Below are 15,636 nucleotides of genomic sequence, written 5' to 3' on the forward strand. Positions count from 1 at the left end.
CTTAGTGACCAAACTGCATGTTATAAAGCTGCGCATAGATACCCGGCTGTTTCACCAGTTCATCATGCGTACCGCGTTCCTGCACTTCGCCGTCCTGCACCACGAGGATTTCATCCGCTTTCTCAATGGTGGATAAGCGGTGAGCGATCACCAGACAGGTACGGTTTTTCTGTAACTCATCGAGCGCTGCCTGAATCGCACGCTCAGATTCAGTATCCAGTGCCGAGGTTGCTTCGTCGAGGATCAGGATCGGTGCGTCACGCAGCAATGCACGGGCAATTGCAATACGCTGGCGCTGACCACCGGAAAGCAGAACACCGTTCTCACCGATTTCTGTATCCAGCCCCTTCTCCATCTTATTGATAAAGTCCATGGCATAAGCCATTTCAGCGGCTTTTTCAATCTGCTCGCGGGTGTACTTACCTTCTGTGGCATAAGCGATATTATTCGCGACCGTATCATTGAAGAGGTGAACATTCTGCGACACCAGCGCCACCTGACTGCGCAGTGATGCCAGTGTGTAATCGCGGATATCGTTGCCGTCGATCGTAATATGTCCGCTTTCAATTTCATAAAAACGGGTGATCAGATTGGCAATGGTGGATTTCCCGGAGCCGGAGCGGCCGACCAGTGCCACCGTTTTGCCTGACGGAATAGTGAACGACACATTTTTCAGCGCCGGGTTCTCTTTCCCCTGATAACGGAAAGTCACATTCTCAAACGCCACATCACCTTTGGCATCTTTCAGCACTTTGGTGCCGGTGTCTTTTTCCTGTTCCATATCAAGCAGAACAAACAGTGTCTGACAGGCCGCCATCCCGCGCTGGAACTGGGCGTTCACGTTGGTCAGGGATTTCAGCGGGCGCATCAGGGCAATCATGGAAGAGAAGACAACTGTAATGGAACCGGCACTCAGCGCTTCTTTTATTTCAGGGAAACTGGCGGCAAACAGCACAAATGCCAGCGCAAAGGAGGCAATGATCTGAATAATCGGGTCGGCAATAGATGATGCGGTAACCAGTTTCATGCCCTGGCGGCGCATATGGTTGCTGACTTTATCAAAGCGATCATTTTCCACTTTCTGACCGCCGAAAATCAGTACTTCTTTATGCCCTTTCAGCATCTGTTCAGCACTGGCGCTGACCTGTCCCATGCCGCTCTGCATGTTTTTACTGATTTCGCGGAAGCGGACAGAGACTTTGCGGATAACAAAGGCCACGATCGGGGCAATAACAATCAGAATCAGCGACAGCTGCCAGCTGTTGTAAAACATCAGCCCGAACAGCGCAATAATATAAGCGCCTTCACGGACGACCGTAACCAGTGCGCCGGACGAAGACGAAGCCACCTGTTCGGAATCATAGGTGATACGGGAAAGCAGTGTCCCGGTGGATTGCTGATCAAAGAAGGAAACCGGCATGCCCATCATATGGCGGAACAGGTTACGGCGCATAGTCATAACCACTTTGCCGGACACCCAGGAGAGGCAGTAGCCTGACACAAAACTGGAGATACCGCGTAACAGCATCAGCCCCAGGATAATCAGCGGCATGATACGGAGAAAATCATTGTCGGCAGTGCCGAAACCTTCATCAAGCAGCGGTTTCAGCAGCGACAGCATAAATGCATCGCCCCCCGCATTGATGACTAACGCAATAGCCGCCACGATGATACCTGTTTTAAACGGTGCGATTGTCGGCCATAACCGGCGGAATGTTTGCCGGGTTGAAATATCAATATCTTTCATTATTGCGTTTACCAATACTAAAAATTAGCTGCCTATATTACCCGTTTACCGGCTGATCTCCAAACCATGCGCTGAACCAGCGGGCGGAGAGATGGGTACGGTAAGTCGCGACGGATACCTCATCAGCAAAAAAGGACACAGAAATCTGGCCGCTGTGCGCAGTATCATGCCACTGCACGCCGAGATTATGATAGCGACGGCGTACTTTATCAGAAGGCAGACGCCACGGGCTATAGCGCGCAACAGAAACCAGTGCGAAAGCGGGATTTACCGCACGAATAAAAAATTCTGATGATGAGGTTTTGCTGCCATGGTGCGGAACTTGCAGTACAGTAGCAGAGAGCTCATCTTTATACCTAATCAGCTGTTTTTCTGCTTGTTTTTCGATATCCCCGGTCAGCAAAACCTGATATTTCCCGTCACTGATGCGGATAACACAGGAGCCGTCATTTTTGCTCAGCTGATATTTTTCGTCCGGCCATAACACCTCAAAATACAATGACTGCCACAGCCAGCGTTCCCCCCGGCGGCAGGGTGTATCGGCCTGCGGAATATTACCTTTGACCACCGCAGCAGGATAAGCATGGCGCAGAGAGCCCAGCCCCCCGGTGTGGTCACGGTGATCATGGCTGATCATAATCCAGTCCGGAGTCAGGCGGTGATAACGCAGATAAGGCAATACTGTGCGCAACCCGTCATCCCGTGACCCGAAGCGGTTGCCGGTATCATACACCACCGCCCTGCCATCTTTTATCACCACTGCGGCCAATCCGTGCCCGATATCCAGTATGGTAACTGACCACTCAGGCAGCGGAGTTTTCCGCAGATACAGACAGCAACTGAGCACCATTCCCGGCAGCAGCAGCGGGTGCTGGCGCCACATATCCAGCCGGATGATATAAACAGCCGCCCACATCAGTGGTATCCATATCAGAGCGATATGTCCGGTAACCATCCAGCCCTGTGCCAGAAACGGCAGCGGCCATAATGCCAGCGCCAGAGAGAAATCCGCCAGCAGCAGTGCAGGCCCGATCAATAATCCGGCAAACAGCAGCGGGACCGTCAGAAAGGAGATCACCGGTACCACCCACAGATTGCTCAGAAACGACAGCATATTCACGCCGCCGAAGAAAAATCCCTGAACCGGCAGCAGTAACAGAAATAATCCGCACTGGTAAGAGAGAAGCGAACGGATATTGCGCCACAGGCGGGCAAAAGGTGTCAGCGGGATAAATATATTACTGCGGGAGAAAACACCGGTGTGATGCCAGAACAACAGTGCGGTAACGGCAGTATAAGACAACCAGAATCCGGCGGATAGAATTGTCAGCGGATCCGCCAGCAGTAACAGTGCGGCACTGATCATAACAAACTGATACGCTGGCAGATGGTAATGCCGCCAGCGCAGCAGATGCCACAACAGCAGCGCAGACAATGCCCGGCAGGCCGGAACCGCAAACCCGGCCAGCCAGACATAAGCAACAGCGGCACAGACTGACAGCACAGACGGAATAACAGGTGTCACCATACGCAGCGGTAACAACAGCAACAATAACCGCCCGGCCCACCATCCCCATAACGCCGCCAGCCCGATATGCAACCCGGAAATAGCCACCACATGTGCCACTCCGGTTTCCTGCACCAGTCTGCGCTGCTCTGCGGTGATGCCGCGCCGTTCACCAAATAACAGCGCCGCCATCAGTCCGTTATACGGCAGGTTATCCATCGCAGGAAGGTATGCCGCAATCATCTTCTGACGATGACTGCAGTCTGAAGATAATTTTTCACTGCGTCCCGGCGTCAGAGAAAACAAAACCCGCTCTGACAGTAAATATTGCTGCCGGTTTGACTGTCCTTCATTTAACAGACCGTGTACCGGCCTCAGTACAGGGCGGAATATACGCCAGACTTCACCGGAACATGCCGGTTTAAATGAACCTTTTATTTTTGTATTAATAAAAACAGTATCATCATACATTTTATTATTTATATTAATAATCCGCCCTTTGACGGAATAATAGTCAGATGAGTTAATCATGACATCATGGATCATAATATCGATATTATCGGGTAGTTCAGCGGAAAAGAGTGATAATGTATTACTGATATGAATATTTACTGCCAGAAAAGTACCGGCAATAATGCGGATAAAAAAACTCAGTCTGGTGCGGATAAGAAAAAGCAAGCAAATACCAGTGAATAGCAGCAGACTTTCTGCCGGTAACAACAACCGCGGAATCAGCAACAGCGGTATATGCCCGGCCACAACGGCAGCCGCAGCAAGCCAGAGCGGTAACGGATGGGGAAACAGATATTTCATCACAGCCATAACAGACATATTACTCACCGGAAAGGTAACCAGGCCGGTATTATGTTATGGCGGGCATCACGTGTTATTACGATAATAAAAAAATGCGTGTCGTCACGAATTTATATTTCAGGCATACAAATAATCAATTATTTTATGCGAGTCAACTCACAATTATTTGCTTAATTATAAACACAGTCTAATTTCCAATAGTATTTTATGGCGAACTGAATATGATGTCTCCGGTAACCTATTATCAATAAACGAATTCAACTTGCCAACACCAGAACCTTACACAACCATAATTTATTAATACAATATTAACATTTTTATAATAATGATAATTTAATGTTTGCTGCAAAAAAAAATGACGCCGGTGGCGTCATTTTTATTATCTCTGTCAATAATCAAGCATAGATATTTGCGCGGTCGCGTAACTCTTTGCCCGGTTTGAAGTGAGGAACGTGTTTACCTTCCAGTTCCACCTGTTCGCCGGTTTTCGGGTTACGACCTACCCGCGGTGCACGGTAGTGCAGAGAAAAACTGCCGAATCCACGGATTTCAATACGTTCACCGTCAGCAAGCGTATTTGCCATATGCTCAAGGATCTCTTTTACTGCTTCTTCAACAACTTTAGCCGGAAGATGAGATTGTTGGCCTGCCAGCTTCTCAATCAGTTCAGATTTGGTCATATAACCTCCTGGACTACCCTGATTATCATAAAAGCAGACCGCTTGCGCGGCCTGCTGCTGCTTAATTACTCGCCTTTAGCTGCTTTGAAAGCTTCTGCCATTGCGTTGTTAGAGAAGCCAGCTTCTTCCTGCTTGTTCACAGTAGCGATAGCGTCTTTTTCATCCGCTTCGTCTTTTGCACGTACAGACAGGTTGATTACACGGTTTTTACGATCAACACCAGTGTATTTAGCTTCAACTTCATCACCAACGCTCAGAACCAGAGTAGCATCTTCAACGCGATCGCGTGAAGCTTCTGATGCACGCAGGTAACCTTCAACGCCATCCATCAGCTCAACAGTTGCGCCTTTAGCGTCTACTGCAGTTACTTTACCGGTGACGATAGCACCTTTCTTGGTAACAGCGGTGTAGTTGTTGAACGGATCTTCAGCTAACTGCTTAACGCCCAGAGAGATACGCTCGCGCTCTGCATCAACCTGCAGAACAACAGCTGCGATTTCGTCGCCTTTTTTGTATTCACGTACTGCTTCTTCGCCTGCAACGTTCCAGGAGATGTCAGACAGGTGAACCAGACCGTCGATGCCGCCATCTAAACCAATGAAGATACCGAAGTCAGTGATTGACTTGATTTTACCTTCAACACGGTCACCTTTGTTGTGAGTTTCCGCGAACTGCTGCCATGGGTTAGATTTGCACTGCTTCAGGCCCAGGGAGATACGACGACGTTCTTCGTCGATGTCCAGAACCATAACTTCAACAACGTCGCCCACGTTAACAACTTTAGATGGGTGGATGTTTTTGTTGGTCCAGTCCATTTCAGAAACGTGTACCAGACCTTCAACGCCTTCTTCGATTTCAACGAAGCAGCCGTAGTCAGTCAGGTTGGTCACGCGACCGGTCAGACGGGTGTTCTCAGGGTAACGCTTAGCGATTGCGACCCAAGGATCTTCGCCCAGCTGTTTCAGGCCCAGAGATACGCGGGTACGTTCACGGTCGAATTTCAGCACTTTAACAGTGATTTCGTCGCCGACATTCACGATTTCGCTTGGGTGTTTAACACGTTTCCACGCCATATCAGTGATATGCAGCAGACCATCAACGCCGCCCAGATCAACGAATGCACCGTAGTCAGTGAGGTTCTTAACGATACCTTTAACTTCCATGCCTTCCTGCAGGTTTTCCAGCAGCTGATCGCGCTCTGCGCTGTTTTCTGACTCGATAACTGCACGACGGGAAACAACCACGTTGTTGCGTTTCTGATCCAGCTTGATTACTTTGAACTCAAGCTCTTTGCCTTCCAGATGCGTGGTGTCACGAACAGGACGCACGTCAACCAGTGAACCCGGCAGGAACGCACGGATGCCGTTCAGTTCGACAGTGAAACCGCCTTTAACTTTACCGTTGATAACACCGGTAACAGTCTCAGCTTCTTCGTATGCTTTTTCCAGCATCAGCCATGCTTCGTGGCGTTTTGCTTTCTCGCGGGACAGAACAGTTTCACCGAAACCGTCTTCTACTGCGTCCAGAGCAACATCAACTTCGTCGCCAACCTGGATTTCCAGCTCGCCCTGAGCATTTTTGAACTGTTCTACCGGGATAGCAGATTCTGATTTCAGACCTGCGTCAACCAGAACTACGTCTTTATCGATAGCGACAACAGTACCACGGACGATAGCGCCCGGACGGGTTTCGATAGCCTGCAGGGATTCTTCAAAGAGTTGAGCAAAAGATTCAGTCATGTTTGATCTTCAAGTGTTTAAGTATTAACGTCCATTTAGCATCCGGCCGAATGGGGTTGTTTCACATACCTTGCAACATTCCTTGTCACAAAGGGGTGGCAGAAAACTGCTTCTTTGCCTTGTTCTCTGCCGGTAAAAAACTTCAACTTAACATTATAAACAAAAACGAATACAGAAACCTACTAAAAAACACGTTTTCAGTCAGAATTTCCGCAAATTTTGTTTATCATTCCGCCGTTTCTGCCAGTTTTTCCTTCGTATAACGAAGGGCTTCGGCAATAACGTCGTCAATTGACATGGTTGTTGAGTCCAGAATCAGCGCGTCGCCGGCAGCCACCAGCGGGGCAACCGCACGGTTGCGGTCGCGGAAATCACGCTCTTCTATCTCAGCAAGAAGGCGGTCAAAATTAACACTAAAGCCTTTGTCCTGCAACTGCTTCATCCGGCGGTGGGCGCGCTCCTGCGCACTCGCGTCGAGGAAAATTTTCACCGGGGCATCCGGGAACACCACCGTGCCCATGTCACGGCCGTCGGCAATCAGGCCCGGTGCCACACGGAATGCGCGCTGACGGCGCAGCAGAGCTTCACGGACACGCGGGAACGCCGCGATTTGCGAGGCCGTCATACCCACTTCTTCCTGACGGATAGCCCGGCTGACATCCTCACCTTCCAGAATTGTCTCAGGGCCCGTGTCTTTTGCCAGGAATTTCACATCCAGATTCGCCGCCAGCGGAACCAGTGCATCTTCCGAGGTGATATCCACATGATGATGCAGTGCCGCCAGTGCCAGAACGCGGTAAATTGCGCCGGAGTCCAGTAAATGCCATCCCATTTCGTTTGCCAGTGCGTGACAAAGGGTACCTTTGCCCGCGCCGCTCGGGCCGTCAATGGTAATGACCGGAACATATACTGCCATGCGCGCTCTCCTGTCGCAGTCCGGCGGCCGTCACAACGGCCGCCTGAAAAAAGATGCCCGTATTATACGCATCTGTGACAGCAGAGGAAACGCCCTGCACGCAGAACGGCGTTTTTTTATTCTGACAGTGCCGCCAGCTCACTGAAGTAGCCGGGGAAGGTTTTTGCCGTACAGCCCGGATCGAGGATCGTGACCGGGGTATCTGACAGTGCCACCAGCGAGAAACACATGGCGATACGGTGATCGTTATAGGTTTCAATTTCCGCATGCTGCAGTTTTGCCGGCGGGGTGACCTGAATGTAATCATGCCCCTCTTCCACCAGTGCGCCGACTTTACGCAGTTCAGCTGCCATTGCGCTGAGACGATCCGTCTCTTTCACCCGCCAGTTATAGATATTGCGGATAGTGGTTGTCCCTTCGGCGAACAGCGCGGTGGTGGCAATCGTCATCGCCGCATCCGGGATGGCGTTCATGTCCATATCGATGCCGTGCAGGGTATCGCGGGTGCATTCAATATACGAGTCCGCAAACGTCACTTTCGCACCCATTTTTTCCAGCACAGCGGCAAATTGTGTGTCGCCCTGCAGACTGTTACGCCCGATGCCGGTAACCCGCACGGTGCCGCCTTTAATGGCTGCCGCCGCGAGGAAATAGGAGGCAGATGAAGCATCCCCTTCCACCAGGTATTCTCCCGGGGACTGATACTGCTGTTTTCCTTTGATCAGGAAACGCCGGTAATCTTCATTCACCACCGTAATGCCAAAAGAGGACATCATCGCCAGCGTGATATCAATATACGGTTTGGACACCAGTTCACCGCTGATAGTGATTTCTGTGTCATTCTCCGCCGGTGGTGCTGCCATCAGCAGCGCGGTCAGAAACTGGCTGGATACGGAACCATCCACACTGATACGCCCGCCGGTAAAGCCACCGCGGATCCGCAGCGGCGGATAACCGTCATTTTCCGGGAAATCAATCTGTGCGCCGCCCTGGCGCAGTGCATCGGTCAGATGGCCAATCGGGCGCTCTTTCATACGCGGTTCGCCGGTCAGGGTAATGTCATTATCCCCGAGACACAGTGCCGCAGTCAGCGGGCGCATCGCCGTTCCGGCATTACCGAGGAACAGATCAATACCTTTAAATCCGCTGATCGGTTTGCCCTGACCTTCCACAATACATTCGGTTTTGTCGTCAGAAAGCTGATAACGGATCCCCAGTTCCCGCAGTGCGCTGAGCATATGGCGGATATCATCGCTGTCGAGCAGGTTGATAAGGCGTGTTGTGCCCGCAGCCTGTGCCGCCAGCAGCAGTGCCCGGTTGGAGACACTCTTGGAACCGGGCAGGTTAATCGTCCCGTTAATGCGGGCGATCGGTTGTAACGTCAGGGAATCCATACGAAGTTATTCTCCGGTGTGTAAACATAAAAACGAAAAACGGGGCCGGATGCTTACCCGGTCCCGGAAAAATGTCTGCAAAAAATCAGCTGTGGCGGCTTTCAAACTCCGCCATAAATTCGGCCAGTGCGCGCACGCCTTCATACGGCATCGCATTATAAATGGAGGCGCGCATCCCGCCGGCAACTTTGTGCCCTTTCAGGGAAACCAGTCCCTGTGCCTGTGCTTCGGCGAGGAATTTACTGTCCAGTGACGGATCAGACATCTGGAACGGCACGTTCATCAGGGAACGGTTGGCCGCCGCCACACGGTTAATATAGAAATCACTGTGATCCACCGCAGAGTAAAGCAGTTGTGCTTTATCATAGTTGATCCGGGCGATTTCCTGTAAACCACCCTGTTCAATCAGCCACTTAAAGACCATACCGGAGAGATACCAGGCAAAGGTCGGCGGGGTGTTGAACATAGAGTCACATTCACTCAGTACGGTATAGTCGAGGATGGACGGGGTTTCTCTGCGCGCTTTGCCCAGCAGATCCTCACGGATAATCACCAGGGTCAGCCCGGCCGGGCCGATATTTTTCTGCGCACCCGCATAAATCACCCCGAAACGGCTGACATCCAGTGGTTTGGACAGGATGGCAGACGAGTAATCTGCAATCACGATTTTATCGCCGAAATCCGGCTCTTCATGAATGGCAATACCATCAATGGTTTCATTCGGGCAGTAGTGAACATAGGCTGCATCATCACTGAGCTGCCATTCGCTCATCGGTTTCACGCCGATACCGTCTTCCGATTCAGTTCTGACATTAATAATGTTCGGTGTGCAGTATTTTTTTGCTTCTTCTGCCGCACATTCCGCCCAGTATCCGCCCACCACATAATCCGCTTTGGTTTTATCACCCAGCAGGTTCATCGGCAGTGCGGCAAAATGTCCGCGTGCGCCGCCGTGGCAAAACAGTACTTTATAGTTATCCGGTACCGCGAGGATCTGGCGCAGATTATTTTCCGCTTCCTTTGCCACCGACATAAACTCTTTGCTGCGGTGACTGATTTCCATGACTGAGGTGCCGAGCCCGCGCCAGTTGCACAGTTCCTGCTCAGCACGGCGCAGCACTTCTACCGGCAGCATAGCCGGACCGGCACTAAAGTTATATACCTGACTCATTGACCTCACCCTATCTGTAAATTAATGCCCTGTATATCCATCATATGAATACGCCCTGTCTGTCGGTTTTATCACTCCCCACCCTTCGCTGCAACGCTTATTGCATGATGGGCGGTAAACCCTTTTTGTCGCCCGGCAGAATATCTGACTACCTCTGACTATCAGACTGGGATATTATATAATGTATTTCCGGGGATTCATGACGGACGGCGGAAATACAGCGGAATAACCCGGTGGTAACTTTACATTCACAAAGGTAGCCGCTGACACGAAAAATCCGTATTATGTGCGCCTTTCTTCCCCGGTATTCCTGAGTCCGCGTGCAGCGGGCCGTTACAGCAATTGTGGATCCCATGACGCAAACACATACTTTTATTCCCGGCAAAGATGCCGCTCTCGAAGATTCCATCAGCCGTTTTCAGCAGAAACTGCAGCAACTGGGTTTCAATATAGAAGAAGCCTCGTGGCTCAACCCGGTGCCGAACGTCTGGTCCGTGCATATCCGTGATACTGACTGCCCGCTCTGCTTTACCAACGGCAAAGGGGCCACTAAAAAAGCCGCGCTTGCCTCCGCCCTGGGCGAGTATTTTGAGCGTCTGTCCACCAACTACTTTTTTGCTGATTTCTGGCTGGGCGAAACCATTGCCAACGGGGAGTTTGTTCACTATCCGGATGAGAAATGGTTCCCGCTGACAGAGGATGACTCGCTGCCGGACGGTATTCTCGATCAGTATCTGCGCGATTATTATGATCCGGAAAATGATTTGCAGGGCAGCCAGCTGATTGACCTGCAATCCTCCAATGAGGAGCGCGGTATCTGCGCCCTGCCGTTTACCCGCCAGTCTGACGGCAAAACGGTGTATATTCCGATGAATATCGTCGCCAACCTGTATGTGTCCAACGGCATGTCCGCCGGGAACACCCGCAATGAAGCCCGCGTGCAGGGATTATCGGAAGTCTTTGAACGTTATGTGAAAAACCGCATTATTGCTGAGCGCATCAGCTTACCGGCGATCCCGGAAGAGGTGCTGGCGCGTTATCCGCAGGTCACTGAGTCAATCCGCACCCTGGAAAGCGAAGGTTTCCCGATCTTCTGTTTTGATGCCTCTCTCGGCGGTCAGTATCCGGTCATCTGTGTGGTGCTGTTTAACCCGGCCAACGGTACCTGTTTTGCCTCTTTCGGCGCTCATCCTGATTTCGGTGTTGCACTGGAGCGGACTGTCACTGAGCTGTTACAGGGACGCAGCCTGAAAGACCTCGATGTTTTCACCGCACCGACCTTTGATGACGAGGAAGTGGCGGATCAGACCAACCTGGAAACTCACTTTATTGATTCAAGCGGCCTGATCAGCTGGGATCTGTTTAAACAGGATGCGGATTATGATTTCGCTGACTGGCAGTTCCGCGGCACCACCGAAGAAGAATTCACCACACTGATGGCACAGTTCGCGGCATCCGGCCACGAAGTGTATATTGCCGATTATGAGCATCTCGGTGTGTATGCCTGCCGTATCCTGGTGCCGGGCATGTCAGATATCTATCCGGTGGAAGATTTGCATATGGCCAATAACACCATGGGTATTCATCTGCGTGAAACTATTCTCGCGCTGCCGGAAAGCCGTTACAGCGCCGAAGATTATCTCTCTCTGCTGGCGCAGCTGGATGAAGAAGGCCATGACGATTTTACCCGTGTCCGTGAATTGCTGGGCATTGCCGCCGGTAAAGATAATGGCTGGTCCACCCTGCGCATCGGTGAGCTGAAATCCATGCTGGCACTGGCCGGTGGTGATACCGATCAGGCGCTGGCCTGGGTGGAGTGGACACAGGACTTCAACGCCAGTGTTCTCAGTGCCGCACGGGCAAACTATTACCGCTGTCTGCATACCCTGCTGCTGTTAACACAGGAGCCGGAGCGCGACACAGAACAGTACCTGCCGGCGTTTGCCCGTATGTATGGTCAGGAAACCCTGAATGCGGCGCTGGATGCTCTGAACGGCAAAAACTGTTTCTTCGGATTATGTGCATCTGATAATAACTTAACTGCATTTCCTGCTCATCAGGCACTGCTGGCAGCTTATGAAAAACTGCAAAAAGCAAAAGCACATTTTTGGCTAAACGATAAAAATGCGATTTAATCGTCGTAAATAGCAATAAACGTAAATATTAGGTTAATTTGTTCGTTTTAAGTAACACAAAAACGACAAGTTAACCTGATTTTTTACTTTAATTAAATAAAAAACAAAAAATAAAAATATATTACAATTTTTAAAAAATTGTTTTTCCTTTTTATACATAAACTTACATTGATTTTTCAACTTTTTTCAGGGTATTTGACGATTCTCTTGAACGCCTTTATGATCCACATCAAGTTTAATTTTTTCACCCTTTGTTACTATCATTGCGTGCTATAATTATTTGGAATCAAGAGACAGTTAGCATTATGAAAACTGACGCACTTTTTAATTTATTATCTCCTGCCGATATGGCACATGTTGCAGACGATGTGGGTGTCTATAAAGCAACGAAAGCCCCTCACATCACATACTTATCTGCATTCATGGCAGGAATTTTCATCTCAGTAGGTTTTGTCTTTTATATTACAGCCACCACCGGTACCGCAGGCATAGTGCCTTTTGGTATCGCTAAACTTATCGGTGGTTTATGTTTCTCGCTCGGTCTGATGCTGGTTGTGGTTTGCGGGGCTGACTTATTCACCTCCACCGTATTAACCAGCGTGGCAAAAGCCACCGGGCGTATCACCTGGGGACAGATGTTTGCAAACTGGACCCGCGTGTATTTCGGTAACCTGGTCGGCGCTCTCTTCTTTGTCGCCCTCATCTGGTACGCCGGACAGTATATGGCAGCCGACGGGCTGTGGGGATTAAATATCCTGCAAACAGCGGATCATAAGCTTCATCACACCTTTATTGAAGCCGTCTGTCTCGGGATTCTGGCAAACTTAATGGTTTGTCTGGCGGTATGGATGAGCTACGCAGGCCGTAGTCTGACCGATAAACTTTTAGCTTTAGTCTTACCTATCGGTATGTTTGTTGCCAGCGGATTTGAGCACAGTATCGCCAATATGTTTATGATCCCGATGGGGATTGCGATTAAAAATTTTGCACCTTCTGAATTCTGGACTATGGTTGGTTCGTCGCCTGAACAGTTTCCGTCCCTGACAGTTTCTGATTTCGTGATTAACAACCTGATTCCGGTCACCATCGGCAACATTATTGGTGGTGCAGTTTTAGTAGGTCTGACTTATTGGCTGATTCATTTACGCGGTGACCAGAAGCATTAATCTCTGTTTATCACGACTGAATTTCTAAGTTCCATTGTTAAAAGGTAAAGTATCATGTCAGAATTAAATGAAAAATTCGCTTCAGCATGGCAAGGCTTTAATCTGGGTGACTGGTCACAGGAAGTTAACGTCCGTGACTTTATCCAGAAAAACTACACCCCATATGAAGGCGATGAGTCTTTCTTAGCGGGCGCTACAGAGGCAACAACTGCTCTGTGGGCGAAAGTTATGGAAGGCATCAAAATCGAAAACAGTACCCACGCTCCTATCGATTTTGACACTGATCTGCCGTCTACTATCACTTCTCACGATGCCGGTTACATCGACCAGTCTTTAGAAAAAGTCGTTGGTCTGCAGACTGAAAAACCTCTGAAACGTGCAATGCTGCCGTTCGGTGGTATCCGTATGATCGAAGGTTCATGCAAAGCCTACGGCCGCGAAATGAACCCGGAAATCGAAAAAATCTTCACCGAGTACCGTAAAACGCACAACCAGGGTGTGTTCGACGTTTATACTCCCGACATCATCCGCTGCCGTAAATCCGGTGTTCTGACCGGTCTGCCTGACGCATACGGCCGTGGTCGTATCATCGGTGACTACCGTCGTGTTGCACTGTACGGTATCGACTTCCTGATGAAAGACAAATTCGCACAGTTCACTTCTCTGCAGGCTAAATTAGAAAGCGGCGAAGATCTGCGTGAAACTATCCAGCTGCGTGAAGAAATCGCAGAACAGCACCGTGCATTAGGCCAGATGAAAGAAATGGCTGCCAAATACGGTCTGGATATCTCCCGTCCTGCTGCTAACGCTCAGGAAGCTGCACAGTGGACTTACTTCGGCTACCTGGCTGCTGTTAAGTCTCAGAACGGTGCTGCAATGTCCTTCGGCCGTGTTTCCACATTCCTGGACGTTTACATCCAGCGTGACCTGGAACAAGGCAAAATTACCGAAGTTGAAGCTCAGGAAATCGTTGACCACCTGATCATGAAACTGCGTATGGTCCGCTTCCTGCGTACCCCTGAGTATGATGAACTGTTCTCCGGTGACCCAATCTGGGCAACAGAATCACTGGCAGGTATGGGTACCGACGGCCGTACTCTGGTAACCAAAAACAGCTTCCGTTTCCTGAACACCCTGTACACCATGGGTCCTTCACCGGAACCAAACATGACCATCCTGTGGTCTGAAAAACTGCCTCTGAACTTCAAACGTTATGCAGCTAAAGTGTCTATCGATACCTCTTCTGTACAGTATGAGAACGATGACCTGATGCGTCCTGACTTTGATAACGATGACTACGCAATCGCATGCTGCGTGAGCCCGATGGTTGTCGGTAAACAAATGCAGTTCTTCGGTGCCCGTGCAAACATGGCTAAAACTCTGCTGTATGCAATCAACGGCGGTGTTGACGAAAAACTGAAAATCCAGGTTGGTCCTAAACACGAACCAATTCACACAGATGTTCTGGATTATGATGTTGTTATGGCTCGTCTGGATGAATTCATGGACTGGCTGGCAACTAACTATGTGACTGCACTGAACTGCATTCACTATATGCACGACAAGTACAGCTACGAAGCAGCTCTGATGGCTCTGCATGACCGTGATGTATATCGTACTATGGCATGTGGTATCGCAGGTCTGTCTGTTGCAGCTGACTCCCTGTCTGCTATCAAATATGCGAAAGTAAGCCCGATTATTGATGAAAGCGGCCTGGCTGTTGACTTCAAAATCGAAGGTGAATATCCGCAGTTCGGTAACAACGACTCCCGTGTTGATGACATCGCATGTGACATCGTTGAACGTTTCATGAAGAAAATTCAGAAACACCACATGTACCGTAACGCGGTTCCTACACAGTCAATTCTGACCATCACTTCTAACGTTGTGTATGGTAAGAAAACCGGTAACACTCCAGACGGCCGTCGCGCAGGCGCTCCGTTCGGACCAGGTGCGAACCCTATGCACGGCCGTGACCAGAAAGGTGCTGTTGCCTCTCTGACTTCCGTTGCTAAACTGCCGTTTGCTTACGCGAAAGATGGTATTTCCTACACCTTCTCTATCGTACCAAACGCATTAGGTAAAGATGACGATGTTCGTCGTACTAACCTGGCTGGCCTGATGGATGGTTACTTCCACCACGAATCAAGCATCGAAGGTGGTCAGCACCTGAACGTGAACGTAATGAACCGTGAAATGCTGTTAGAAGCAATGGAAAATCCTGAGAAATATCCTCAGCTGACTATCCGTGTTTCAGGCTACGCAGTTCGTTTCAACTCACTGACTAAAGAACAGCAGAAAGACGTTATTACCCGTACATTCACAAAATCCATGTAATTTGTGCGGTAACCATTTGCTGTCTTATTAA

The 15,636-nt window shown here is 49.9% G+C and carries 10 protein-coding genes; 3 read left to right on the plus strand and 7 right to left on the minus strand.

Annotated elements, in window-relative coordinates:
- Position 1: 1 nt before the first annotated feature.
- The 7 genes from msbA to serC form a co-directional block, all read right to left on the minus strand.
- Entirely contained in the window at positions 2 to 1,747 is a 1,746-nt protein-coding gene (gene msbA / locus ACSBQN_RS10365) for a lipid A ABC transporter ATP-binding protein/permease MsbA (protein ID WP_004241767.1), read from the minus strand.
- 37 nt (positions 1,748 to 1,784) lie between these two features.
- Positions 1,785 to 4,085 (minus strand): DNA internalization-related competence protein ComEC/Rec2, encoded by a 2,301-nt coding sequence (locus ACSBQN_RS10370; RefSeq protein ID WP_214167698.1) that lies wholly within the window; start codon positions 4,083 to 4,085, stop codon positions 1,785 to 1,787.
- Between the two features lie 377 nt (positions 4,086 to 4,462).
- Positions 4,463 to 4,747 carry an integration host factor subunit beta gene (ihfB, locus tag ACSBQN_RS10375; protein WP_004235823.1) on the minus strand — a complete coding sequence of 95 codons (285 nt, stop codon included), beginning with the start codon at positions 4,745 to 4,747 and terminating at the stop codon, positions 4,463 to 4,465.
- Between the two features lie 65 nt (positions 4,748 to 4,812).
- The gene (rpsA, locus tag ACSBQN_RS10380; protein WP_004235822.1) at positions 4,813 to 6,486 is read right to left on the minus strand and encodes a 30S ribosomal protein S1; all 1,674 of its coding nucleotides are present in this window, start codon (positions 6,484 to 6,486) and stop codon (positions 4,813 to 4,815) included.
- 226 nt (positions 6,487 to 6,712) lie between these two features.
- Positions 6,713 to 7,402 (minus strand): (d)CMP kinase, encoded by a 690-nt coding sequence (gene cmk, locus ACSBQN_RS10385; RefSeq protein ID WP_004235820.1) that lies wholly within the window; start codon positions 7,400 to 7,402, stop codon positions 6,713 to 6,715.
- 116 nt (positions 7,403 to 7,518) lie between these two features.
- Positions 7,519 to 8,796, minus strand: a complete 1,278-nt coding sequence (gene aroA, locus ACSBQN_RS10390) for a 3-phosphoshikimate 1-carboxyvinyltransferase (RefSeq protein WP_214167696.1) — start codon at positions 8,794 to 8,796, stop codon at positions 7,519 to 7,521.
- Between the two features lie 85 nt (positions 8,797 to 8,881).
- Positions 8,882 to 9,967 (minus strand): 3-phosphoserine/phosphohydroxythreonine transaminase, encoded by a 1,086-nt coding sequence (gene serC, locus ACSBQN_RS10395; protein ID WP_004241764.1) that lies wholly within the window; start codon positions 9,965 to 9,967, stop codon positions 8,882 to 8,884.
- Between the two features lie 353 nt (positions 9,968 to 10,320).
- On the opposite strand from serC, the gene ycaO reads away from it, so the two are divergent.
- From ycaO to pflB, 3 genes are all read left to right on the plus strand, one after another.
- A complete protein-coding gene (gene ycaO / locus ACSBQN_RS10400) occupies positions 10,321 to 12,102 on the plus strand; it encodes a 30S ribosomal protein S12 methylthiotransferase accessory factor YcaO (RefSeq protein ID WP_152696072.1) in 1,782 nt (593 codons plus the stop codon).
- Positions 12,103 to 12,407: 305 nt separating this feature from the next.
- On the plus strand, positions 12,408 to 13,268 hold the full coding sequence (gene focA / locus ACSBQN_RS10405) for a formate transporter FocA (protein ID WP_004235816.1): 861 nt from the start codon (positions 12,408 to 12,410) through the stop codon (positions 13,266 to 13,268).
- 54 nt (positions 13,269 to 13,322) lie between these two features.
- On the plus strand, positions 13,323 to 15,605 hold the full coding sequence (gene pflB, locus ACSBQN_RS10410; protein WP_004235815.1) for a formate C-acetyltransferase: 2,283 nt from the start codon (positions 13,323 to 13,325) through the stop codon (positions 15,603 to 15,605).
- The last annotated feature ends 31 nt before the right edge of the window (positions 15,606 to 15,636 follow it).

Origin of the sequence: Morganella sp. B601, from assembly GCF_051172335.1 — a bacterium.
In the GTDB taxonomy this organism is placed as follows: Bacteria; Pseudomonadota; Gammaproteobacteria; order Enterobacterales; family Enterobacteriaceae; genus Morganella; species Morganella morganii.

What these genes read in the sequence shown, in the direction of transcription:
- ycaO (WP_152696072.1), top strand. Translation starts at nt 10,321, where the DNA reads ATGACGCAAACACATACTTTTATTCCCGGCAAAGATGCCGCTCTCGAA.
- msbA (WP_004241767.1), bottom strand. Translation starts at nt 1,747, where the DNA reads ATGAAAGATATTGATATTTCAACCCGGCAAACATTCCGCCGGTTATGG.
- cmk (WP_004235820.1), bottom strand. Translation starts at nt 7,402, where the DNA reads ATGGCAGTATATGTTCCGGTCATTACCATTGACGGCCCGAGCGGCGCG.
- focA (WP_004235816.1), top strand. Translation starts at nt 12,408, where the DNA reads ATGAAAACTGACGCACTTTTTAATTTATTATCTCCTGCCGATATGGCA.
- rpsA (WP_004235822.1), bottom strand. Translation starts at nt 6,486, where the DNA reads ATGACTGAATCTTTTGCTCAACTCTTTGAAGAATCCCTGCAGGCTATC.
- ihfB (WP_004235823.1), bottom strand. Translation starts at nt 4,747, where the DNA reads ATGACCAAATCTGAACTGATTGAGAAGCTGGCAGGCCAACAATCTCAT.
- serC (WP_004241764.1), bottom strand. Translation starts at nt 9,967, where the DNA reads ATGAGTCAGGTATATAACTTTAGTGCCGGTCCGGCTATGCTGCCGGTA.
- ACSBQN_RS10370 (WP_214167698.1), bottom strand. Translation starts at nt 4,085, where the DNA reads ATGTCTGTTATGGCTGTGATGAAATATCTGTTTCCCCATCCGTTACCG.
- aroA (WP_214167696.1), bottom strand. Translation starts at nt 8,796, where the DNA reads ATGGATTCCCTGACGTTACAACCGATCGCCCGCATTAACGGGACGATT.
- pflB (WP_004235815.1), top strand. Translation starts at nt 13,323, where the DNA reads ATGTCAGAATTAAATGAAAAATTCGCTTCAGCATGGCAAGGCTTTAAT.